Origin of the sequence: Kitasatospora sp. NPDC001547 (assembly GCF_042894165.1) — a bacterium.
GTDB lineage: Bacteria > Actinomycetota > Actinomycetes > Streptomycetales > Streptomycetaceae > Kitasatospora.
In genome coordinates, this window is the sequence record NZ_JBIAVL010000011.1 from 26,873 (window position 1) to 45,520 (window position 18,648).

Here is an 18,648-nt window from a genome sequence, read left to right on the forward strand (position 1 = left end):
GGGGCGCTTCTGCGAACCTGCGCGCCGCCCTCCGCCCCCGGTCGCCCTCCCCGACCGCCGACCGCCGACCGCCGGGCGGTCGTGGAGGGCGACCGGCGCACCGTCCTGCGCCCGGCACCTGACACCGCGCCCGGCGGCGACCGGCCCTTCAGTCCTCCGGGTCCTCCAGCGGGCCCGCGTCCCGCTGCTGCTGCGGCAGCCCGAGCGCCGAGGCCAGGCCGTCCGGCCCGCTGCCCGCCTTGCGGTAGACCGCCGCCAGTCGGCGGTTGACCAGGCCGATCGGCACCCCGAGCTCGTCGGCGATCCGCTGCGGCGGCACGCCCTGCACGGCCCGCTTGGCGACGTCCCACTCCGCGCTGCTGAGCGTGTCGATGGTCTCCCCGAAGTCGCGCAGTCCCAGCCGGTTGGGCCGCAGGCCGTAGTTGGCCAGCTCCCGCCGGGCCCGGTCGACCAGCCCCTCCGCGGAACAGTGCTGGGCCAGCTCGATGCCCTGGTACAGGTACTCCTGGGCGTCGTCCAGACGTCCGACCCGGCGCAGCGCGGCGCCGAGGTCGACCAGCGCGACGGCGTGCTCGTAGCCGGCCGGGGACTGCCCGAGGTACGCCACGGCGTCCTCCAGCAGTTCGACCGCCGCCTGGCCGTCCTCGATCCGGGCCTGCAGGCGCAGCGCGCTGCCGATCGCCGAGGCGGTGCCGAAGGCGCGGGCGTCCCGGACCGCCCGCTGGGCGTATTCGCGGGCGCGCTCGGGCTCGTCGCTCGCGATCGCGATGCCGAGGTGGCCGGCCCAGGGCGCCCAGACGGTGTTGTGCCAGCCCCGGGCCTCCAGCTGGGCGCCGGCCTCGGTGAGCGCGGCGGCCGCGCCCGCGTACTTCTCCTTGGCGACCAGCAGCTTGCCGTACAGCGAGGCCGCGTCCGGCAGCACCATGGCCGTCGAGTGGTACGGCGGGTGGAAGCCGAACTCGTTGGCCAGGTTCCAGGCCTCGTCGACCCGGCCGCGGGCGATCAGGGTGTCGACCAGGACGCCGATCGCGTCCCAGGCCAGCGGCAGCTTCTCCCCGATCCGCTCGGAGATGCGGTACGCCCGGCGCAGGAAGTCCTCGGCCTCGGCGAGCAGGCCGCGGCGGAACCGGGCCAGGCCCATCAGGAAGTAGGCGAAGCCCCGGTGGGCACCGCTCCAACCGGCGATCTCGAACTGGATGATGGCGTCCGCGGCCAGCCGTTCGGCCTGGGCGATGCGGTCGTTGTAGATGTACGTCAGGCCGAGCATCGAGGGCAGTTCGAAGCCCCAGGTGGTGTCGGTCCAGCCGAGGCCCTTGGGCAGTCGGCCGCCGTCCAGGACCTCGTCGGCGAGCGCGAGCGCGTCGGCGGAGGGCGCGCCGCGCAGGGTCAGGTCCCAGGCGCGCATGGCGAGCACGGCCCGGTCGGCGGCCTCCCGTCCGCGCAGGCTCCGGCACATCTCGCCGAGCCGGGCGGAGCGGCCGGGGCCGTCCTCCTCGGACTTGCGGAAGGCATGCCACATGAACGAGGCGGCCTGGAGCCGCTGGCGCCCGGCCGGGTCGGCGGTCTGCCGGGCCTCCTCCTCGCAGACCACGGCCGCCTGGCCCAGCTCGCCGCTGTGGGCGAGGACCTCGGAGAGCCGGAAGGTGGCGTCCACGCGCAGTTCGGGGCGCAGCGGCACCTCGTCGGGGTCGAGGGCCAGCTTGAGCTGGTTGACGGTGGCGACCGGGTCGGTGAGCAGTGCGGAGCAGCCGAGTTCGTACAGCACCTCGGCCTTGACCTCGTCGGCGGGCGGCTCGTTGAGCGCGCGGTGCAGACAGCGCTGGGCGGCTTCGGGGGCGCCGATCAGCTGGTGTTCGACGGCGGCGCGGCGCAGCTTCTTGACGATCCGGTCGTCGCCCTCGCCGGAGTGGGTCTCGACCAGGTGGCGGGAGGCGGCAAGCAGGCCGAGTCCGGCGTTCTCGATCTCGGCCGCCGCGATGCCGTGCATGCCGAGTCGGGTGGCGTCCGGCATGGTGTTGTAGATGGAGCTGGCGATCAGCGGGTGGACGAACTCCAGGTTCCCGTTGGGGGTCTGGGTCAGCACGCGCTGCTTGCGCAGCTGCTTGATGGAGTCGCGGGCGCCCTCGGTGCTCTGGGTGGAGATCCGGGTGGCGAGGTCGACCCGGATGTCGGTGCCCAGCATCGCGCAGGCCCAGGCGAACCGCAGGGTGCTGGCGCCGAGCCGGTCCAGCCAGCTCTTGAGGGTCATCCCGGTGGCGTCGACGGCGAGTTCGCGCAGTTGCCGGGAGTTCTCCTCGACCGGTTCGAGCTCCTGGTCGCGGACCTGGTCGAGCAGGGCGTTGGCCTCGAACGGGTTGCCGTTGACGACGTTCCAGAACTCGTAGCAGAAGGCGTCCTCGGCCTTGTCGCCGAGTTCGGCGCGGATCATGTCGGTGACGGAGCTGAGGGTGAGCCGGTTGAGTTCGTGCTTGCGGCCCTTGAGGTCCAGGACGTCCCGGCGGAACTCCTGGGTCTCGGTGGGCCAGTCGTTCTCGTCCTCGCGGAAGGCGAAGACGAGCAGGACGGGAAGTTCACTCGATCGGATGGCGAACTTGGTCAGCCAGGAGAGTGACTCCCCGTCCGCCCAGTGCAGGTCGTCGACGATCATCACCATCGGCGCGCGGCGGGGTGCGAGCTGGGTGATGACGTAGTCGAGGCCGTCGCGCACGCCCTGCGGATCGAGGCGGCGGGCGCCGGCCTTGGGCTGCTTGAGGCCCATGGCCGGTCCGACGACCTCCTCCCAGGTGCCCATGACCTGGCTGAACACCGCGGGCTGGAGGTCGCTCAGTACGGGCTGGAGCAGTTGGCGCAGGACGTGGTACGGCTCCTTGAACTGCCGTTCACCGCCTCGGGCGAAGAGCACGGTGGCGCCGTCGCGGAGCTTGGCGAGCCGCCGGACCTCGTGCAGCAGGCTGGTCTTGCCGATGCCGGGGCGGCCGGAGAAGGTGAGCAGGTCGCCGATCTCGGTGCCGCCGGCGGCGAAACCGCGGCAGAGCCGGTCCACGGCGGCCTCCACCGAGCGCAGTTCGGCGTCGCGGTCGCGCAGCCGGACCCGGGGCGCGGCGCCGTCGCCGTCGCGGACGGAACCAGAACCCGCCCGAATTGCGTTCTCCTGCTCGGTCACCGTCGCGCCTCCGCCTCGCCCACTCGCGTCACAGCTCCATCACTGCGTGGAGCCGAGGGTAGCGCCGCTCGGGCCTCCCCGTGGGGCATTCGTGCAGGCTGGGGCGGACGGTGAGGGTTTGGAGGGCCTGCCACGGGCAATTGCCCTATATCCCTAACGTCCGATCATTACATCAGATACCCTACGGCCTTCGAGGCGCAGATGATCTTGCGAAAACCACCGCCCCCGTTCGCGTCTCGCCGCGCCAACTCCCCCCACCGAAAGTGCTCGAACAAAAAGCGCCCCCACCCTCCGCTGCACCGGGAGTCCGATGTCTGACGACACCTCACTTCAGATTCCGTTCCCGCACCGCCGCAGTCCGCACGGACCGCGCGCCACCGCACTGCACAGGGACTGGCTGATCCGCCACCCGCTGCTGCCCGACGCCGACCACCCCGGCTACGCGCACTGGGAGGTGGTGGACCTCGCCGCGCTCGGCTACCCGGACGCCGGCCCGGACGAACTCGCCCTGGCCGCCGACCTGATGGGGTTCTACTTCCTCTTCGACGACCAGTTCGACGGCCCGCTCGGCCGCTGCCCCACCGAGGTCGCCCCGATCTGCGAACGCCTGATCGCCGTCCTGCACGGCGCCCGCCCCGACCAGGGATCCGCGGTCGAGACCGCGTTCGCCGACCTGTGGAACCGCAGCGTGCAGGGCATGCCGGCCCGCTGGCAGGCCCGCGCCGCCTACAACTGGGAGTACTACTTCGCCAGTCACCCGGCCGAGGCGGCCGGGCGGATCTCCACCCGGCCACCGGACCGGGACGGCTACCTGGAACTCCGCCGGGGCACCGCGGCGATGGAGACCATCTTCGACATGGTCGAACGCCTGGGCCAGTTCGAGGTCCCGGCCGCCGTGCTGCACCATCCGGTGCTGCGCCAACTCCGCCAGCTGGCCGCCGACATACCGTCACTCAGCAACGACGTGCGCTCCTACCCGCTGGAGGCACCGCGCGGGGACGTGAACAACCTGGTCATGATCGTCCAGCGGGAGCGGCGCTGCTCGGCCGAGGAGGCCTGCGCGGCGGTCATCGCCGAAGCCCAGCTGATGGTCGACCGCTGCGCCGAACTGCGCGACCGACTCCCGGACGTGCACCGCGAGTTGGGCCTCTCCCGGATCGAACGGACGATCGCCGAGCGGTACGCGGACGGGCTGCTCACCTGGCTGGCCGGCTACCTCAGCTGGGAAGCCCGCACCGGCCGGTACCACGCGGTCTGACCGGAGCGCGTCCGGAGCCGCGCGCCCGGGCGCGCGGTGGCGCGCCCCGAGAGTGTCGCCCCGGCCACGCGGCGGCGTGCGGCGGCACGCCGCGGGGACGCGGCCGGACCGCGCCCCGCAGTGATCCGGCCCGGCGCGCTCGCAGTGATCCGGCAGGCGCACCCGCGATGGCCGAACCGGGGCACCCGCGGCGGCCCCTCCGGTCGTCCGGTGGCGCGCCCCGGGAACGGCGGGAAAGGCACCCTCCGTACGGGGACGGCGTACGGACCGTAGCCGCATCCGGCGCCCGAGGGCTATCGTGCTCGGCGGCGGGCGCCCCCACGGGCGCCGGTCCGATTGCGTGTCCGACCCCTCCCGCCGGACCGCCCCCTGGCCGGGCGGTCCGGCGCGCCGCCCGTGGCCCCGGCCGTACCGGGTGGCGCCCGACGCAGCGAGGAGACACCGAGCATGACGGTCTACCAACCGCCCGGCACCCCCGGCAGCATCGTCGCCTACCGCTCCCGGTACGAGCACTGGATCGGCGGCGGATGGACGCCCCCGGTGCGCGGCGAGTACTTCGGCAACCCGACCCCGGTCACCGGCGAGGTGTTCACCGAGGTCGCCCGCGGCACCGCCGAGGACATCGAGGCCGCCCTGGACGCGGCCCACGCCGCCGCCCCCGCCTGGGGTCGCACCCCGGCCGCCGAGCGGGCGCAGGTCCTGCTGCGGATCGCCGACCGGATCGAGGCCAACCTGGAGCAACTGGCCGTCGCGGAGAGCTGGGAGAACGGCAAGCCGGTGCGCGAGACGCTCGCCGCCGACCTCCCGCTCGCCGTCGACCACCTGCGCTACTTCGCCGGTGCGCTGCGCGCCCAGGAGGGCGGCATCTCCCAGCTGGACGAGGACACCGTGGCGTACCACTTCCACGAGCCGCTGGGCGTGGTCGGCCAGATCATCCCGTGGAACTTCCCGATCCTGATGGCGGTCTGGAAGCTCGCCCCGGCGCTCGCGGCCGGCAACGCGGTGGTGCTCAAGCCCGCCGAACAGACCCCGGCCTCGGTGCTGCTGCTCGCCGAGCTGACCGCCGACCTGCTGCCGCCCGGCGTGGTCAACATCGTCACCGGCTTCGGCGAGGAGGCCGGCGCCCCGCTCGCCGCCAGCACCCGGGTCCGCAAGGTCTCCTTCACCGGCGAGACCACCACCGGCCGACTGATCGCCCGCGCGGCGGCGGACAACCTGATCCCGGTCACGCTGGAGCTCGGCGGCAAGAGCCCCAACCTCTTCTTCGCGGACGTCGCCGCCGCCTCGGACGCCTTCTACGACAAGGCCGTCGAGGGCTTCGCGATGTTCGCCCTCAACCAGGGCGAGGTCTGCACCTGCCCCAGCCGCGCGCTGATCGACTCCGCGGTCTACGAGCGGCTGCTCGCCGACGGCCTGGAGCGGGTGCGGGCGATGCGCCAGGGCGACCCGCTGGACACCGAGACCCAGGTCGGCGCCCAGGCCAGTGTCGAGCAGCTGAAGAAGATCCTCTCCTACTTCGAGATCGGCCGGGACGAGGGCGCCAAGGTCCTGGTGGGCGGCGAGCGGGCCGACCTCGGCGGTGCGCTGGCCGGCGGGTACTACGTGACGCCGACGGTCTTCGAGGGCGACAACTCGATGCGGGTCTTCCAGGAGGAGATCTTCGGCCCGGTCGTCTCGGTCACCCGCTTCGACGGCTTCGACCAGGCCGTCGCCCTCGCCAACGACACCCAGTACGGGCTCGGCGCGGGCGTCTGGACCCGCGACCTGAACACCGCCCACCGGGCCGGACGCGCCATCCAGGCGGGCCGGGTCTGGACCAACTGCTACCACGCCTACCCGGCCCACGCGGCCTTCGGCGGCTACAAGAACTCCGGCATCGGACGGGAGAACCACAAGTCGCTGCTGGAGCACTACCAGCAGACCAAGAACCTGCTGGTCAGCTACTCCCCCGACGCGGTCGGCTTCTTCTAGGCCCGGCTCCGGGCCGGACTCCCGGGGCAACTGCTCCGAGCCCGGTACCAGTCCCCGGCTCCGTGCGCTGGAAGCGGAGCGGGAGGCCCACCAGGACCTCCCGCTCCTCGCCACTCCCCGTGGCGGGCTCCGGGGCGATTCGCCTGTTCCGGGGATCAAAGCACATCAATGCGGCCAATTCCCCGACGCGCCGCCGACATGCCCGGACGGCCCGCGCGAAAGCCGTAGACAGGACTCCCCGACCCTCTCCTCAACCGGGAGCCCCGCGTGACCATCGCCCCCGCGAAACTCAGCGACCCGACCGTCCGCGCCTTCGTCACCGCGATCAACGCGGGCGACCGCGAGGCCTTCTTCGCGCTGCTCACCCCGGACGCGACCATGTCCGACGACGGGTCCGAGCGCGACCTGGCGGACTGGGTCGACCGGGAGATCTTCGGCCCGAACGGCCGGATCGCCGTCCAGACCGAGTCGAACGGCGGCCACGGGCTGGTCGCCGAGTTCACCAACGACACCTGGGGCACGATGCGCACCGCCTGGCGCTTCACCGTCGACGGCGGGAGGATCCGCCGCTTCGAGACCGGCCAGGCCTGAGCCGTTCGAGGCCGGCCAGGCCTCAGCCGTTCGAGACCGGCCGGGCCTCAGCCGTTCGGAACCGGCCGGGCCCGGGCTACCGGTCCAGCCCCAGGCACCCCCGCACCGCCCGAATCAGGTTCCGCGAACGGATGTCCCCGGTGACGCCCGGCTGCATGCCGTTGGTGACGTAGCCGAAGCCCAGCCCGAGGTCGGGGTCGGCGAAGCCCAGCGAACCGCCCCGGCCCGGGTGGCCGAAGCTCGCCGGGGAGGCCATCGGCGCGGTCGGGCCGTGCCGCCAGAAGCCCAGGCCGAAGGTGGAGTTGACGACCAGCACCCGGTCCGGCCCGCTCACCACCGGCCCGACCGCGCGCGCCAGCACCTCGGGGCCGAGGAGCGGCGACAGCAGCGCGCCGGAGCCGTCCGGGCGGTCGGCCGCACCGATCAGCGCCGCGTAGAACCGGGCCAGCGACCGGGCGGTGCCGATGCCGCCGGCGCCGGGGATCTCGGCGGCCTGCACCGCCGGGTCGTTGAGGTCCACGCCGGGGCGCACCGAGGCGAAGGACCGGGCGGTCAGCGAGGACGGGTCCTGGTAGGCGTCCCGGACGGCCTGCTTGGGCCGCAGCCGCAGTCCGCTCGGGCCGGTCCTGGCGGCCTCCGGGGCCGGCAGGTCGACCAGCTTGCCGACCCGGGGCGCGGCGCCGGCCGGCAGCCCGATCCACAGGTCCAGCCCGAGCGGCCGGGCGATCTCCTCGGCGAAGTACTGGCCTATCGTCCGGTCGCTCACCCGCCGCACCACCTCGCCGACCAACCAGCCGAAGGTGTACGGGTGGTAGCCGTGCGCGGTACCGGGTTCCCAGGCTGGAGCCTGGGCCGCGACGGCGGCCGCCGCACGCTCCCAGGTGAGCACGTCCTCCAGCCGCAGCGGCACGTCCAGCGCGGGCACCCCGGCCTGGTGCGAGAGCAGCCAGCTCACCGGCACCCGGCCCTTGCCGGCCGCCGCGAACTCCGGCCAGTAGGCCGCCGCCGGGGCGTCCAGGTCGAGCAGGCCGCGTTCGGCCAGCAGCAGCGCGGTGGCCGCGGTCAGGCCCTTGGTGACCGAGCGCAGCACCTGCGCGGTGTCCGCCGTCCACGGCACGGCGGGCGCCGGCCGGCCGCCGACCTCCGGCCGGGCGTCGCCGCCCCAGAGGTCGACCACCTTGCGGCCGCGCACGTACAGGGCGAAGGCCGCGCCGAGCTCGCCGTAGTCGGTGAAGTTCCGCGCGAAGGCCGCCCGCACGGGCTCGAACCCTTCGGCCGTCTCGCCCCAGATCTCCACCACTGCGCGCCGTCCTCGACCAGTTCCGCTACGTCTCGTGCCACTCGTGTTCGCCGTTGATCTTCTTCGATCGAATCCGTTCGAATCAAGCCCCGAAACCCTAACCTGTCCCCCATGACCAACCCTGCCGAGGAACTGCTGGACATCGTCGACGAGCACGACCGCGTGATCGGGACCGCCCTGCGCGGCGAGGTGTACCGGCGCGGACTCACCCACCGCTGCGTCTTCGTCCTGGTCCGCGACCCGTCCGGGCGGATCTTCGTCCACCGCCGCACCGACACCAAGCTGTTCGCGCCCGGCGCGTACGACATGTTCGTCGGCGGCGTGGTCGGCTCCGGCGAGACCTACCCCGACGCCGCCGTCCGCGAGGCCGAGGAGGAGCTCGGCGTCCACGGCATCGCCCCGCGTCCCCTGTTCAAGTTCCTCTTCGAGCAGGACCGGCTCTCCTGGTGGTGCGACCTGTACGAGGCCGAGTGGGACGGCCCGGTCTCCCCCCAGGAGTCCGAGGTCGCCTGGCACGCCTGGCTCACCCCCGCCGAACTCGCCGACCGGCTCACCCGCGACGCCTTCGTCCCCGACGGCGTCGAGGCCTACCGCCGCTACCTGGACTTCCGGTCCGCGTAGGGCCCGTCCCGCGGACCGCTCCCCGGGTCCGCGACCTCGGGCTTCGCGGCCCGCCGCGGCCCGGGCCACGGCGGGCCCCTGGCTCCACCGGAGGGCCCTCGACGAACTAGGGTGGCGCGCATGGCCTCCCGTACGCCGCCTTCGACGGCCGACCGCGCAGCACGGACCTCCGCATCCGCCCGGGCGGCGGGCGAGAAGCCGCGGCGGCGGCTGAGCGTGGACGAGCGGCGGGAGCAACTGATCGCCGTGGCGCTGGAGCTGTTCAGCCGGCGGCCGCCGGAGGAGGTGTCGATCGACGACATCGCCGCCGCCGCGGGAGCCTCCCGGCCGCTGGTGTACCACTACTTCCCCGGCAAGCAGGCGCTGTACGAGGAGTCGCTGCGGCGGGCCGGGCAGGAGCTGTCGGCCCGGTTCGAGGAGCCCCTGGTGGGGCCGCTCTCGGAGCGGCTGCACCGGGTGATGGGCCGCTACCTGGACTTCGTGCAGAGCCACGGGCCGGGCTTCGCCGCACTGCTGCGCGGCGGCTCGGTGGCGGCCAGCGCGGACACCACGGCGGTGATCGACGAGGTGCGCCGGGCCGCCCAGGAGCAGATCCTGACCCACCTGGCGATCCCCGCGCCGAGCATCGGGCTGCGGCTGACCGTCCGGGCCTGGATCGCCAACGCCGAGATCACCTCGCTGGAGTGGCTGGCGGACCGCTCGGTACCGCTGGAGGAGCTCCAGCTGCACCTCGTGCAGGAGTTCGTCGCGGCGCTCACCCTCACCGCCGCCCGTGAGCCGGCCCTCGCCGGCGAACTGGCCTCCTTCCTGGCCGACGAGCACCCGGACGGCCCGACCGGACGCCTGGTGCGGGACCTCGCGGGGCTGTTCGCCGTACCGGGGATCGTCGAGGCGGTCACCGTGCTCGCCGCCGGCGGCCCTGACGACGGGGCCACGCAGGCCGCCGGGGCCGCGCAGGCCGCCGGGGCCGCGCAGGCCGCCGAGGCTGCCGGGGCCGCCGCCGAGTGACCGGCGCGGTCGACGGGACGGTCGACGGGCGGTCGTCCGAGCGCCGCCGAAGTCACCGCCGCGGCAGGCGTCCGAGTGATCATCGGGTGATCCTGCGGTTCGGTGAGGACGGTGGCCTCTGATAGGAATGAGCCGGGATCTGACGGCACGCCGCCGCGGCCGGGCCGGTCCCACCCGAACCACCGACGGCAGACGGAGCAGAGCGGGGGGCTCACCAGGTGACCCAGGACGTCCAGTTCAGCGTGGAGGTCAATCCCTTCGCGGCAGCGGAGCAGGTCTGCGCGACCCTCGGCACCCTCACCGACGCCCTCTTCGACGAGCACACCTCACGTCACCCGGCGGCCTCGCTGAGCGCCCTGCGGACGGTCGGACACCCCTCCGCCGAGGCGCTGTTCAGCCTGCCGCTGGCCCCCAACGGGCCGGTTCACACCGCACTCGACCGGCTCGGCACGGTGACCACCGCGGGCACCGCCCGACCGGGCACCGGCGCGCGGCTCACCGACCGGGTGGTCACCGCGCTCCAGACCCGGTACGGCGGCGGCGCGGTGCGCGGTGCCATCGCCGACCGCGGCACCACCTCGGCCGCGCTGTTCCAGCTCCCGGTCACCGGCGAGTTCGCCGACGCCAAGCTGCGCCCGCCGTTCGCCCCCGCGCTGGCCGCGCTGGCTGCCGGGCAGCAGACCCGGCAGCCGGTCGAACTGCCCACCGGCGCGGGCGCCGAGGTCCGACTGGTCGTACCGCCGGGCTTCCACTCGCTGACCTCCCCCGGCGGTCCGCCCGGCGTCTCCGCCCGTGCGGTGCCCCCGCTGCCCGAGGGCGCGGAGCGGGGCGACGGCGCCGCCCCGGCCACCGTGGCGGCCGCCGAGGAGCTGGCCCGGCACCTGGCCGAGGTCGCCGAGGAACTGTTCAGCGCCACCGGTCCGGAGCCGCGGCGCGACTTCGCGGTGATCTCCGCCACCCTGTCCGACCTGATCCGCGACGCGGGCGTCGTGTACGCCGGGGTCTGCGCCCTGGAACTGGACGACCGCGCCTCGGACGCCGCCCTCGTCGTCTCGCTCGCCCGGCACCCGCTGCCGATCACCGCGCTCGCCACCGAACTGGCCACCGTCCGGCGGCACGCCGAGGTGTGGACCGTCCTGCTGCCGGCCGGGCCGGCCGCCGTGCTGGTCGAGGGCCGGACCGTTCCGGTTCCCGGACCGCTGGCCGCCGACGGGCAGCGGCGCTGGGTGGTCACCTCGGCCGTCCAGGCCTTCGTACCGTTGCCGGACGGCGGGACGGTGCTGTGCGTCCAGCTCTCCACGGCGCGACCGGAGGACTGGGAGCTGTACACGGAGGCGTTCGCGGAACTGCTGAAGAGCATCCAGTTCGGCTGGGACGGCGTGCCGGCTCCGGGCGCTGTCGCAGCCGCCGTTCCGGTCGCCCCGCCGAGCACCGTCCCGAACCAGGCGCCCGCTCCGGCCCCGACTGGGCCTCCCGCGCCGACGCAGGCTCCGGCCGCCGTCGAGGAGGATCCGGAGGAGGTGCCGGTGCACCTGCGCGGCACTCCGGTACGGATACCGCCCGCGGACTTCAACCCCTTCGCGCCGGTCGCCGAGGTCCCGGCCGCCGGTGGGGACGACGCGGCGCCGGATGCCGCGGACGGCCCCAAGGGCACCCCCGTGATGGTCCCGCCGCCGGACTTCAACCCCTTCTCCATGGAGGGCATCCCGGACGTGTCGGGCGACGCGCCGGCGCCTCAGCCCGCCTCGGCCGCTCCGGTCGCCGACCCGTTCGGCACCACGGTCACGGCCGAGCAGAAGGCCGACCCGTTCGGCACCACCCTGCCCACCCAGGGCCCGGCCGTCCCGCCGCCACCTTCGATCCCGCCCGCCATCCCGGCCCAGGCCCCGCCCGTCGCGGCGGAAGCTGCGGCGCAGGGTCCGGAGCAGCAGGGGGGCGCGGAGGAGCCGACCCCGAGCAAGGGCACCCCGGTGATGGTCCCGCCGCCGGACTTCAACCCCTTCTCCATGGAAGGCATGCCGGACCTGCCGGCGGACGAGCCGGAGTCGGCGGACGAGGCGGAGGCCGAGCCGACGAGCCGCCCGTTCGGCTGAGCCGGAGGCGCGGAGCTGCTGCGCGCCGGGGCCGCGGCGAGCAGGTGACAGCCGACAGCTGACAGATTTCAGATTTCAGCGAACGAAATCTGAAATCTGTTACCTGTCAGCTGTCAGCCGTCCCCTGTCACTTGTTCGCCGAGCCCCGCGCCAGCCCGCCGCCCTCACCGCCCCGCTGCTCGATCAGCAAGCCGATCCCGTCCAGCATCCGCGCCATCCCGAACTCGAACAGCGCCTCCAGGCCCAGGTCGATCTCCGGCCCCCGGTTCATCGCGTCGAACATCGGGAACCGCTCCGGATCCGCCGTCAGCCGCTCGTGGTCCTCGCCCTCCACCCGGTCCATCCACTCCTCCGCGGACAACCCGCTGTCCTGCTCGGCCTGCGCCTCCCGCTCGAAGTGGACGGCCAGCCCGCACACGAACGCCGCCAGGGCGACGGACGCCTGGGCCATCTCCTCCCAGCTCAGCCCGCGCCCCGCCAGAACGGCGATCGACCGCTCGGTGTGCAACGCGGCATCCGGCGCCAGCACCGGCCGGGTGAAGGACATCGTGGAAGCCAGCCACGGGTGCCGCCGGTAGATCCGCCACTGCACGCGCGCGACCGTCTCCAGCCCCTCCCGCCAGTCCGACGCCGGCGGCTCGGGCAGTGGCTGCTCGCCGAACGCCACGTCCATCATGAGGCGCAACAGGTCGTCCTTGCCCGGCACATGGCGGTAGAGCGACATCGTCGCGACGCCGAGATCGGTCGCGACCCGGCGCATCGACAGCGCCGTCAGCCCCTCCTGGTCGGCCACCCGGAGAGCCGTCGCCACGATCCGCTCCCGGGTGAGGTCGCGCTCGCCGCCCGCCCGGACCCGCCTCGCGCCGGTCGACTCCGCCTCCGGCCGCGCCTCCCGCCGCGACGCAGGCTCCGGAGCCTGCTCCGGCATCCGCTCGGCCATCCGCTGCGACGCCCGCGGCGACACCCGCTGGGGCTCCCGGGACCGTCCGGCCGCCGGAGCCGGCTTCCCGGCCACCACCGTGCCCACCCCGGGCACGGCCCGTACCAGCCCCTCGTCCCGGAGCCGGTTCAGCACCTTGGTCGCGGTGGCCATCGCGACGCCCCACTCCCGGGTGATCCGCCGGGTGGACGGCACCCGCGCCCCCAGGGCCAACTCCCCCGCCACGATGCGCCGTCGGAGCTCGGCCGCGATCCGCTCCGAGGGAGTCCCGCTCCCGGCCACCAACCCCACCGCCCACCTACCGTTCAACTGCCCAAGTTCCGAGGGACGTTGATACGCCTCGCAGCAATCACCAGCCGCCGCAGCCGGGTTCGACCGCGATCCGGTCGAACCCGGCCCGATCAGCCCGATCCGGGCGCGCCCTCAGCCCGCCCGCCGGGCCAGGTGCACCACGTCCGGCACCCCCCGGGCCACCGGCACCTCGTGGGTCACCACGTCCGAGAACCCCACCGCCCGCAGCGCCTCCTCGAAGGCCGGCGACGGCTGCGCACTCCACACCGCCAGCACTCCGCCCGGCCGCAACCGGCGCCACAGCACCGCGAGCCCGTCCGCGCCGTACAGCCCGTCGTTGGACTCGGTGACGGTCCAGTCCGGTCCGTTGTCGATGTCCAGGCAGAGCGCGTCGTAGCGCTCGCCGTCCGCCGCCGCGAGGTACTCCAGCAGGTCGGTGCGGAGCACCTCGACCCGCTCGTCGTCCAGCGCACCGCCGGAGAAGGCGCCGAGCGGGCCGGTCCGGTGCCAGTCGATGATCGCGGTCTCCCGCTCGACGACGGCGATCCGTCCCCAGCGCGGCTCGGCCGCCGCGTACGCCAGCGAGAAGCCGACTCCCAGGCCCCCGATCAGCACCGACGGCCGCTCGACCCGGCCGTCCCGCGCGGCCCCGCCGCCCGTACGGTCCAGTTCGTCCAGCGCCGCCTGGATCAGCAGCCGCTCCGAGCGCCCGTCGGCGGTGTCCATCAGGAAGCAGCCGTTGGCGATGATCTCGAAGTCCCGACCGCGTTGCCGGAGCACCACCTCGCCGTACGGGCCCTCCCGTCGGTCGAGCGTGACGGCGGCCTCCTGGCCGTCGCGTTCGGGCAGTGCGGTGATCATCCGTCCCCCTTGGCGGACTCGGGTGAACCCGGGCGAACCGGGCGAACTCGACTGTGGGGCCGCCCCCGTACGGGCGGGCGGGCACCCGCCCGACAATAGCCGAGTCCGCCTTCCGGTCCGTCAGGTCGTGACCAGCACCCCCGCGTACGAGACGCCCGCGACGACCACCCAGGATCCGAGCCCGAGCAGGGCGATCCGCCCGCCGGTACGGGCCATGGTCGGCAGGTGCACCGCACTGCCGAGGCCGAACAGCGCCGCGGCCAGCAGCAGTCCCTGGGCCTCTGCGGCCAGCGAGAGCACCCGCTCGGGCAGCACCCCGGTGGTCCGCAGGACGATCATCGCGAGGAACCCCGCCACGAACAGCGGCACGATCGGTGGACGGCTGCCGGCCGTCACCGTCTTCCCGCTCGACGCCGAACCCGCCCCGCCCGACGCCGAACCCGCGTCCGCGGCCCCCGTCGGATCCTCCACCGGACCCGCCGCCGAAGCCGCCGTCCGCGCCGCCCGCAGGTTCCGCCGCACCGCCACGGCCACCCCCGCGACCAGCGGCGCCAGCAGCACCACGCGCATCAGCTTGACCAGCACCGCCTCCCGCAGCGCCCCGGCCCCGCCGGTCTGCGCGGTGGCGACCACCTGCCCGACGTCGTGCACGCTCGCCCCGACCCAGCGCCCGAACTCCAGCTCCCCGAGCCCCAGCGGCTGCTGGAGCAGCGGCAGCACGGCGATCGCCAGCGTCCCGCACAGGGTGACCAGTGCCACCGAGGCCGCGACGTCCTCCTCCTCGCTGCCCGCCGCCTGGCTGACCGCGCCGATCGCCGAGGCCCCGCAGATCGAGTAGCCGGTGGCGACCAGCAGCGGCTGGTCCCCCGGCAGGCCGAGCCGCCGGCCCAGCCAGAGCGTGCCCCCGAAGGTGGCCGCGACCACCGCGAGCACCATGGCGACGGTGGCCCAGCCGAGGCCGAGCACGTCGTCCAGGCTGAGCTTGAGCCCGAGCAGCACGATCCCGAGCCGCATCAGCCGCTTCCCGGCGGTGGACAGTCCCGGCCGGGCGACCCCGCGGACCACCGGGCGCAGCCCTGGCAGGTGGGCCGCGACCATGCCGAGCACGACGGCGGCGGTGAGTTCGGGCACGGCCGGCACCAGCTCGTGGATGCCGAGTGCGGCGGCCACCCCGAGGGCCGCGAGCAGCAGCCCGGGGGCGTCCCCGCGCATCGGGGGCAGGGAGCGGGTACGGGCGGCGCGGTGCCGGAGGGTCAGTGCCACGCCGCGCTCACTGCTGCTGGTCGGCGGGCAGCCGGTAGACCCGCCGGATGCTGGTGCCGAGCCGCGAGACGTCCGCGCCGTAGACGTGGATGGAGATCGCCGTGCTGCTACAGGAGTTGCGCACCAGGTGGATGTCGCCGGGCGGGGCGAAGGCGGCCACGGTGCCGGCCGGGCCGACCACGTGCTCGGTCTCGACCAGCCGGGCGGTGGAGCCGTCGGAGACCAGCCGGTAGCGGGTCTCGCTCTCCTGCCCCTGGTGGACGCCGGCCACGCACCACGAGACGTGGTCGTGGATCGGGGTCTGCTGCCCGGGCAGCCAGACCAGGGCGACGACGGAGAAGCTGCCGTCCTCCTCGGCGTGCAGGACGTGCTGGCGGTAGCGCTGCGGGTCACCCTCGCGATGGGCGGGCGCGAGCAGCGCGTCGGGCCCGTCCTGGTCGGCGTGCAGGTAGGGGGCGAGGCGCTCGCCGACCAGGTAGGCGGTGAGCTCCGGGGGGAGCCCGCGGTCCACGACGGCGCGGATCTCACTGATCAGCGCGGTCATCCGCTCGGTGAGCCGGTCGCTGCCGACCGTGGCTGAGGGTGTCATGCCATCAGGTTCGAACCTACCGACCTATCAGGTCCAAGGAGGGTTCCTAAGCAAGCTCCCCACTAACGCTTATACATCAGCACCGGCGATCAGCCCTCAGCGGTCGACGGTCAGTGCCCGCGACCGACGGTCAGCACCCGACCCGGCTCGCCGCCGCCTGCCGCAGGTGGTCCAGCACCAGCCCGGTGGCCGGGATCCGACGGTGCTCGCGCAGCACGTACGCGCTCACCTGCCGCCGCAGGTGCGGTTCGGCGGCCCGCCCGGTGACCTTGCGGTGGCACATGAAGGAGAGCACCAGCGCCGGCATCAGCGCGATCCCGACCCCGGCTGCGACCAGCGACTGCACCGCGAGGTTGTCATCCGTGGAGAACACGATGTCCGGCGCGAAACCCTCCTCCGCGCAGACGTGCAGCAGGTTGGCCCGGCAGCGCGGACAGCCCGCGATCCAGCGTTCGCCGCCGAGGTCGGCCAGCCGGACGGCGTGCCGGCGGCCGAGCGGGTGCCCGACCGGCAGCAGCACCGTGAGCAGGTCCTCCATCAGCGGGATCTCGTCGAGGCCCTCCGGCACCTCGGTGGCCCCGCCCGGGTACCGGAAGGCCAGCGCGATGTCGCACTCCCCGCGCAGCAGCCGCTGGACGGAGTCCGGCGGCTCGGCCTCCAGCAGCTCGACCCGCACACCGGGGTGCTCGGCCAGCAGCCGGGCCATCGCCTGGGGGATCAGGGTGGCGTTGGCGCTGGGGAAGGCGCAGACCCGCACCCGTCCGGCGCGCAGCCGGGCGAGCGCGGCGAGCTGCTGCTGGGCGGCGGACATGCTGCCGAGGATCAGCTCGGCGTGCCGGGAGAGCGCCTCCCCCGCCTCGGTGAGCCGCAGTCCGCGCCCCGCCCGGGTGAAGAGCGGGACGCCGACGGTGCGTTCGAGCGCCTTCATCTGCTGGGTGATGGCGGGCTGGGTGTAGCCGAGCTCGCGGGCGGCGGCCGAGTAGGAGCCGGCCCGGACCACCTCGTGGAACGTCCTGATGTGCCGCGAATCGAACACCGGTTCCATGATCCCTCCCGTCGGTGCACCCTCGACAGCCCTGCGTCGGCCTCGCCGGGCGTCCGAGAATCATAAGAGGAATTTGGAGGTACCGACCCCGACCCCACCCGCACCTATGGTTCAGCCTCGAACCATCCTTCTCATCCCTGCACCGACGGCGGAAGTCCCATCGACACCCCCGCCTCGGCCACCGGCGCCCCGCCGCGCACGCTCGGGCTGCGCCGGCTGCGCTTCTCCACGAAGCGGGCGAGCCAGGAGAGCAGCAGACACATGCCGATGTAGATCGGCGCGATCACGATCACCACCGGGATGAACGGGAGGTCGTAGTCCAGGTTGGTGGCGATCAGCTTGCCCGCGTGCAGGAACTCCTCGTAGGTGATCAGGAAGCCCAGCGAGGTGTCCTTGAGCGCGACCACCAGCTGGCTGATGATCGCCGGCAGCATCGACCGGACGGCCTGCGGCACCAGGACGTAGGTCATCACCTGGGTCTTGCGCATGCCCAGCGCGTACGCCGCCTCCCGCTGCCCCTTGGGCACCGCGAGCACGCCGGCCCGGAACACCTCGGCCAGCACCGAGCCGTTGTAGAACACCAGCCCGGCCACCAGCGCCCAGAGCGGCTGCACCTTGAGCGCGACGAAGATGAAGAAGATCATCACCAGCAGCGGCATGGCCCGGAAGAACTCCACCACCAGCGTGGCGAGCCAGCGCACCACCCGGTGTTCGGAGAGCCGTCCGGCCGCGAACAGCGCGCCGAAGGGCAGCGCGAACAGCACCGCCCAGCCGAAGGCCTTCAGGGTGTTGCCGAGCCCGCGCAGCAGCAGGTCCTGCACGCCCCGGTACTCGAAGGGCTGCCACTTGGCGTACGTGAACTGGTGGGTGTGGAACAGCATGTAGACCACCCAGCCGATCAGCGCCGCGATCAGCAGCAGCGCGATCCCGCCGTACAGCCGGTGCCGGGAGAGCGCCTTCGGGCCGGGGATGTCGTACAGCGCCGAGGATTCAACGGTCATCGGGATACCGCCACTCGTCGTTCCAGCAGGTTGAAGACGGCGCTGATGGCCAGGGTGATGATCAGGTAGCCGACGGCGATCCAGACGAAGGTCCAGACGATGCTGTAGCCCAGTTCGTTGATGGTCCGGTAGGTGCCCAGCAGCTCGGTGACGCTGAACGACCCGGCGATCGCCGTGTTCTTCGCCAGCGCGATCATCACGCTGCCGAGCGGCGCCACCACCGAGCGGTACGCCTGCGGCAGCACCACCAGGCCCATCGTCTGCCCGAAGCTCATCCCGAGGCTGCGGGCCGCCTCGCCCTGCCCGGTCGGCACCGTGTTGATGCCCGAGCGCATCGACTCGCAGACGAAGGCCGAGGTGTAGCAGCCGAGCGCGAGCACCGCGAAGGTGTAGAAGGGCAGGGTGATGTCGAACCGGGGCAGGCCCAGCACCACGATGAAGAACAGCAGGGTCAGCGGCGTGTTGCGCAGCACCGTCACCCAGAGCGTGCCGAACACCCGCAGCGGCTTCACCGGCGACACCCGGAAGCCCGCGATCAGCACGCCCAGCACCAGCGAGAGCACGGCGCTCACCGCGAACAGCGAGAGCGTGCCGAGGAAGCCGTCCCAGTAGGTCGACCAGTTGTCGGTCAGCGTTTTCACGGCGCGGCCCTC

General features: G+C 73.6%; 15 protein-coding genes. 6 read left to right on the plus strand and 9 right to left on the minus strand.

What is annotated here, in order from left to right; genetic code table 11:
- Positions 1-148: 148 nt before the first annotated feature.
- A complete protein-coding gene (locus ACFY0X_RS20835) occupies positions 149-3,163 on the minus strand; it encodes an ATP-binding protein (protein ID WP_387756635.1) in 3,015 nt (1,004 codons plus the stop codon).
- Positions 3,164-3,473: 310 nt separating this feature from the next.
- Here ACFY0X_RS20835 and ACFY0X_RS20840 point away from each other — a divergent pair, with 310 nt between their 5' ends.
- The 3 genes from ACFY0X_RS20840 to ACFY0X_RS20850 all read left to right on the plus strand — a co-directional run bounded on the left by ACFY0X_RS20840 (position 3,474) and on the right by ACFY0X_RS20850 (position 6,983).
- On the plus strand, positions 3,474-4,421 hold the full coding sequence (locus tag ACFY0X_RS20840; protein WP_387756636.1) for a terpene cyclase: 948 nt from the start codon (positions 3,474-3,476) through the stop codon (positions 4,419-4,421).
- Between the two features lie 447 nt (positions 4,422-4,868).
- Positions 4,869-6,392 (plus strand): aldehyde dehydrogenase family protein, encoded by a 1,524-nt coding sequence (locus tag ACFY0X_RS20845; protein ID WP_387756637.1) that lies wholly within the window; start codon positions 4,869-4,871, stop codon positions 6,390-6,392.
- Between the two features lie 267 nt (positions 6,393-6,659).
- Complete coding sequence (locus ACFY0X_RS20850) at positions 6,660-6,983, plus strand: nuclear transport factor 2 family protein (RefSeq protein WP_387756638.1); 324 nt, start codon at positions 6,660-6,662, stop codon at positions 6,981-6,983.
- 76 nt (positions 6,984-7,059) lie between these two features.
- On the opposite strand, the gene ACFY0X_RS20855 is transcribed toward ACFY0X_RS20850, so the two are convergent.
- Entirely contained in the window at positions 7,060-8,283 is a 1,224-nt protein-coding gene (locus ACFY0X_RS20855) for a serine hydrolase domain-containing protein (protein ID WP_387756639.1), read from the minus strand.
- A 111-nt stretch (positions 8,284-8,394) separates the two neighbouring features.
- On the opposite strand from ACFY0X_RS20855, the gene ACFY0X_RS20860 reads away from it, so the two are divergent.
- The 3 genes from ACFY0X_RS20860 to ACFY0X_RS20870 all read left to right on the plus strand — a co-directional run bounded on the left by ACFY0X_RS20860 (position 8,395) and on the right by ACFY0X_RS20870 (position 12,005).
- A complete protein-coding gene (locus ACFY0X_RS20860; protein ID WP_387756640.1) occupies positions 8,395-8,904 on the plus strand; it encodes an NUDIX hydrolase in 510 nt (169 codons plus the stop codon).
- Positions 8,905-9,024: 120 nt separating this feature from the next.
- Positions 9,025-9,912: a TetR/AcrR family transcriptional regulator gene (locus ACFY0X_RS20865; RefSeq protein WP_387756641.1), complete on the plus strand. Its 888-nt coding sequence runs from the start codon at positions 9,025-9,027 to the stop codon at positions 9,910-9,912.
- A 218-nt stretch (positions 9,913-10,130) separates the two neighbouring features.
- On the plus strand, positions 10,131-12,005 hold the full coding sequence (locus ACFY0X_RS20870; protein ID WP_387756642.1) for a hypothetical protein: 1,875 nt from the start codon (positions 10,131-10,133) through the stop codon (positions 12,003-12,005).
- Positions 12,006-12,132: 127 nt separating this feature from the next.
- On the opposite strand, the gene ACFY0X_RS20875 is transcribed toward ACFY0X_RS20870, so the two are convergent.
- The 7 genes from ACFY0X_RS20875 to ACFY0X_RS20905 form a co-directional block, all read right to left on the minus strand.
- The gene (locus ACFY0X_RS20875; protein ID WP_387756643.1) at positions 12,133-13,254 is read right to left on the minus strand and encodes a TetR/AcrR family transcriptional regulator C-terminal domain-containing protein; all 1,122 of its coding nucleotides are present in this window, start codon (positions 13,252-13,254) and stop codon (positions 12,133-12,135) included.
- 114 nt (positions 13,255-13,368) lie between these two features.
- The gene (locus ACFY0X_RS20880) at positions 13,369-14,097 is read right to left on the minus strand and encodes a spermidine synthase (protein ID WP_387756644.1); all 729 of its coding nucleotides are present in this window, start codon (positions 14,095-14,097) and stop codon (positions 13,369-13,371) included.
- A gap of 120 nt (positions 14,098-14,217) precedes the next feature.
- Positions 14,218-15,309, minus strand: a complete 1,092-nt coding sequence (locus tag ACFY0X_RS20885; protein ID WP_387756817.1) for a YeiH family protein — start codon at positions 15,307-15,309, stop codon at positions 14,218-14,220.
- 58 nt (positions 15,310-15,367) lie between these two features.
- Positions 15,368-15,949, minus strand: coding sequence for a cysteine dioxygenase (locus tag ACFY0X_RS20890; protein ID WP_387756645.1), 582 nt, complete (start codon positions 15,947-15,949; stop codon positions 15,368-15,370).
- A 130-nt stretch (positions 15,950-16,079) separates the two neighbouring features.
- Positions 16,080-16,985, minus strand: coding sequence for a LysR family transcriptional regulator (locus ACFY0X_RS20895; protein ID WP_355254602.1), 906 nt, complete (start codon positions 16,983-16,985; stop codon positions 16,080-16,082).
- A gap of 140 nt (positions 16,986-17,125) precedes the next feature.
- On the minus strand, positions 17,126-17,995 hold the full coding sequence (locus ACFY0X_RS20900) for an amino acid ABC transporter permease (RefSeq protein ID WP_387756646.1): 870 nt from the start codon (positions 17,993-17,995) through the stop codon (positions 17,126-17,128).
- The gene (locus ACFY0X_RS20905; protein ID WP_387756647.1) at positions 17,992-18,636 is read right to left on the minus strand and encodes an amino acid ABC transporter permease; all 645 of its coding nucleotides are present in this window, start codon (positions 18,634-18,636) and stop codon (positions 17,992-17,994) included. Before ACFY0X_RS20905 ends, ACFY0X_RS20900 begins: the two co-directional genes overlap by 4 nt.
- Positions 18,637-18,648 lie beyond the last annotated feature (12 nt).

Coding starts and splice junctions, on each gene's coding strand:
- ACFY0X_RS20885 (WP_387756817.1), bottom strand. CDS start 15,309: ATGCGCGGGGACGCCCCCGGGCTGCTGCTCGCGGCCCTCGGGGTGGCC.
- ACFY0X_RS20865 (WP_387756641.1), top strand. CDS start 9,025: ATGGCCTCCCGTACGCCGCCTTCGACGGCCGACCGCGCAGCACGGACC.
- ACFY0X_RS20860 (WP_387756640.1), top strand. CDS start 8,395: ATGACCAACCCTGCCGAGGAACTGCTGGACATCGTCGACGAGCACGAC.
- ACFY0X_RS20840 (WP_387756636.1), top strand. CDS start 3,474: ATGTCTGACGACACCTCACTTCAGATTCCGTTCCCGCACCGCCGCAGT.
- ACFY0X_RS20845 (WP_387756637.1), top strand. CDS start 4,869: ATGACGGTCTACCAACCGCCCGGCACCCCCGGCAGCATCGTCGCCTAC.
- ACFY0X_RS20900 (WP_387756646.1), bottom strand. CDS start 17,995: ATGACCGTTGAATCCTCGGCGCTGTACGACATCCCCGGCCCGAAGGCG.
- ACFY0X_RS20880 (WP_387756644.1), bottom strand. CDS start 14,097: ATGATCACCGCACTGCCCGAACGCGACGGCCAGGAGGCCGCCGTCACG.
- ACFY0X_RS20890 (WP_387756645.1), bottom strand. CDS start 15,949: ATGACACCCTCAGCCACGGTCGGCAGCGACCGGCTCACCGAGCGGATG.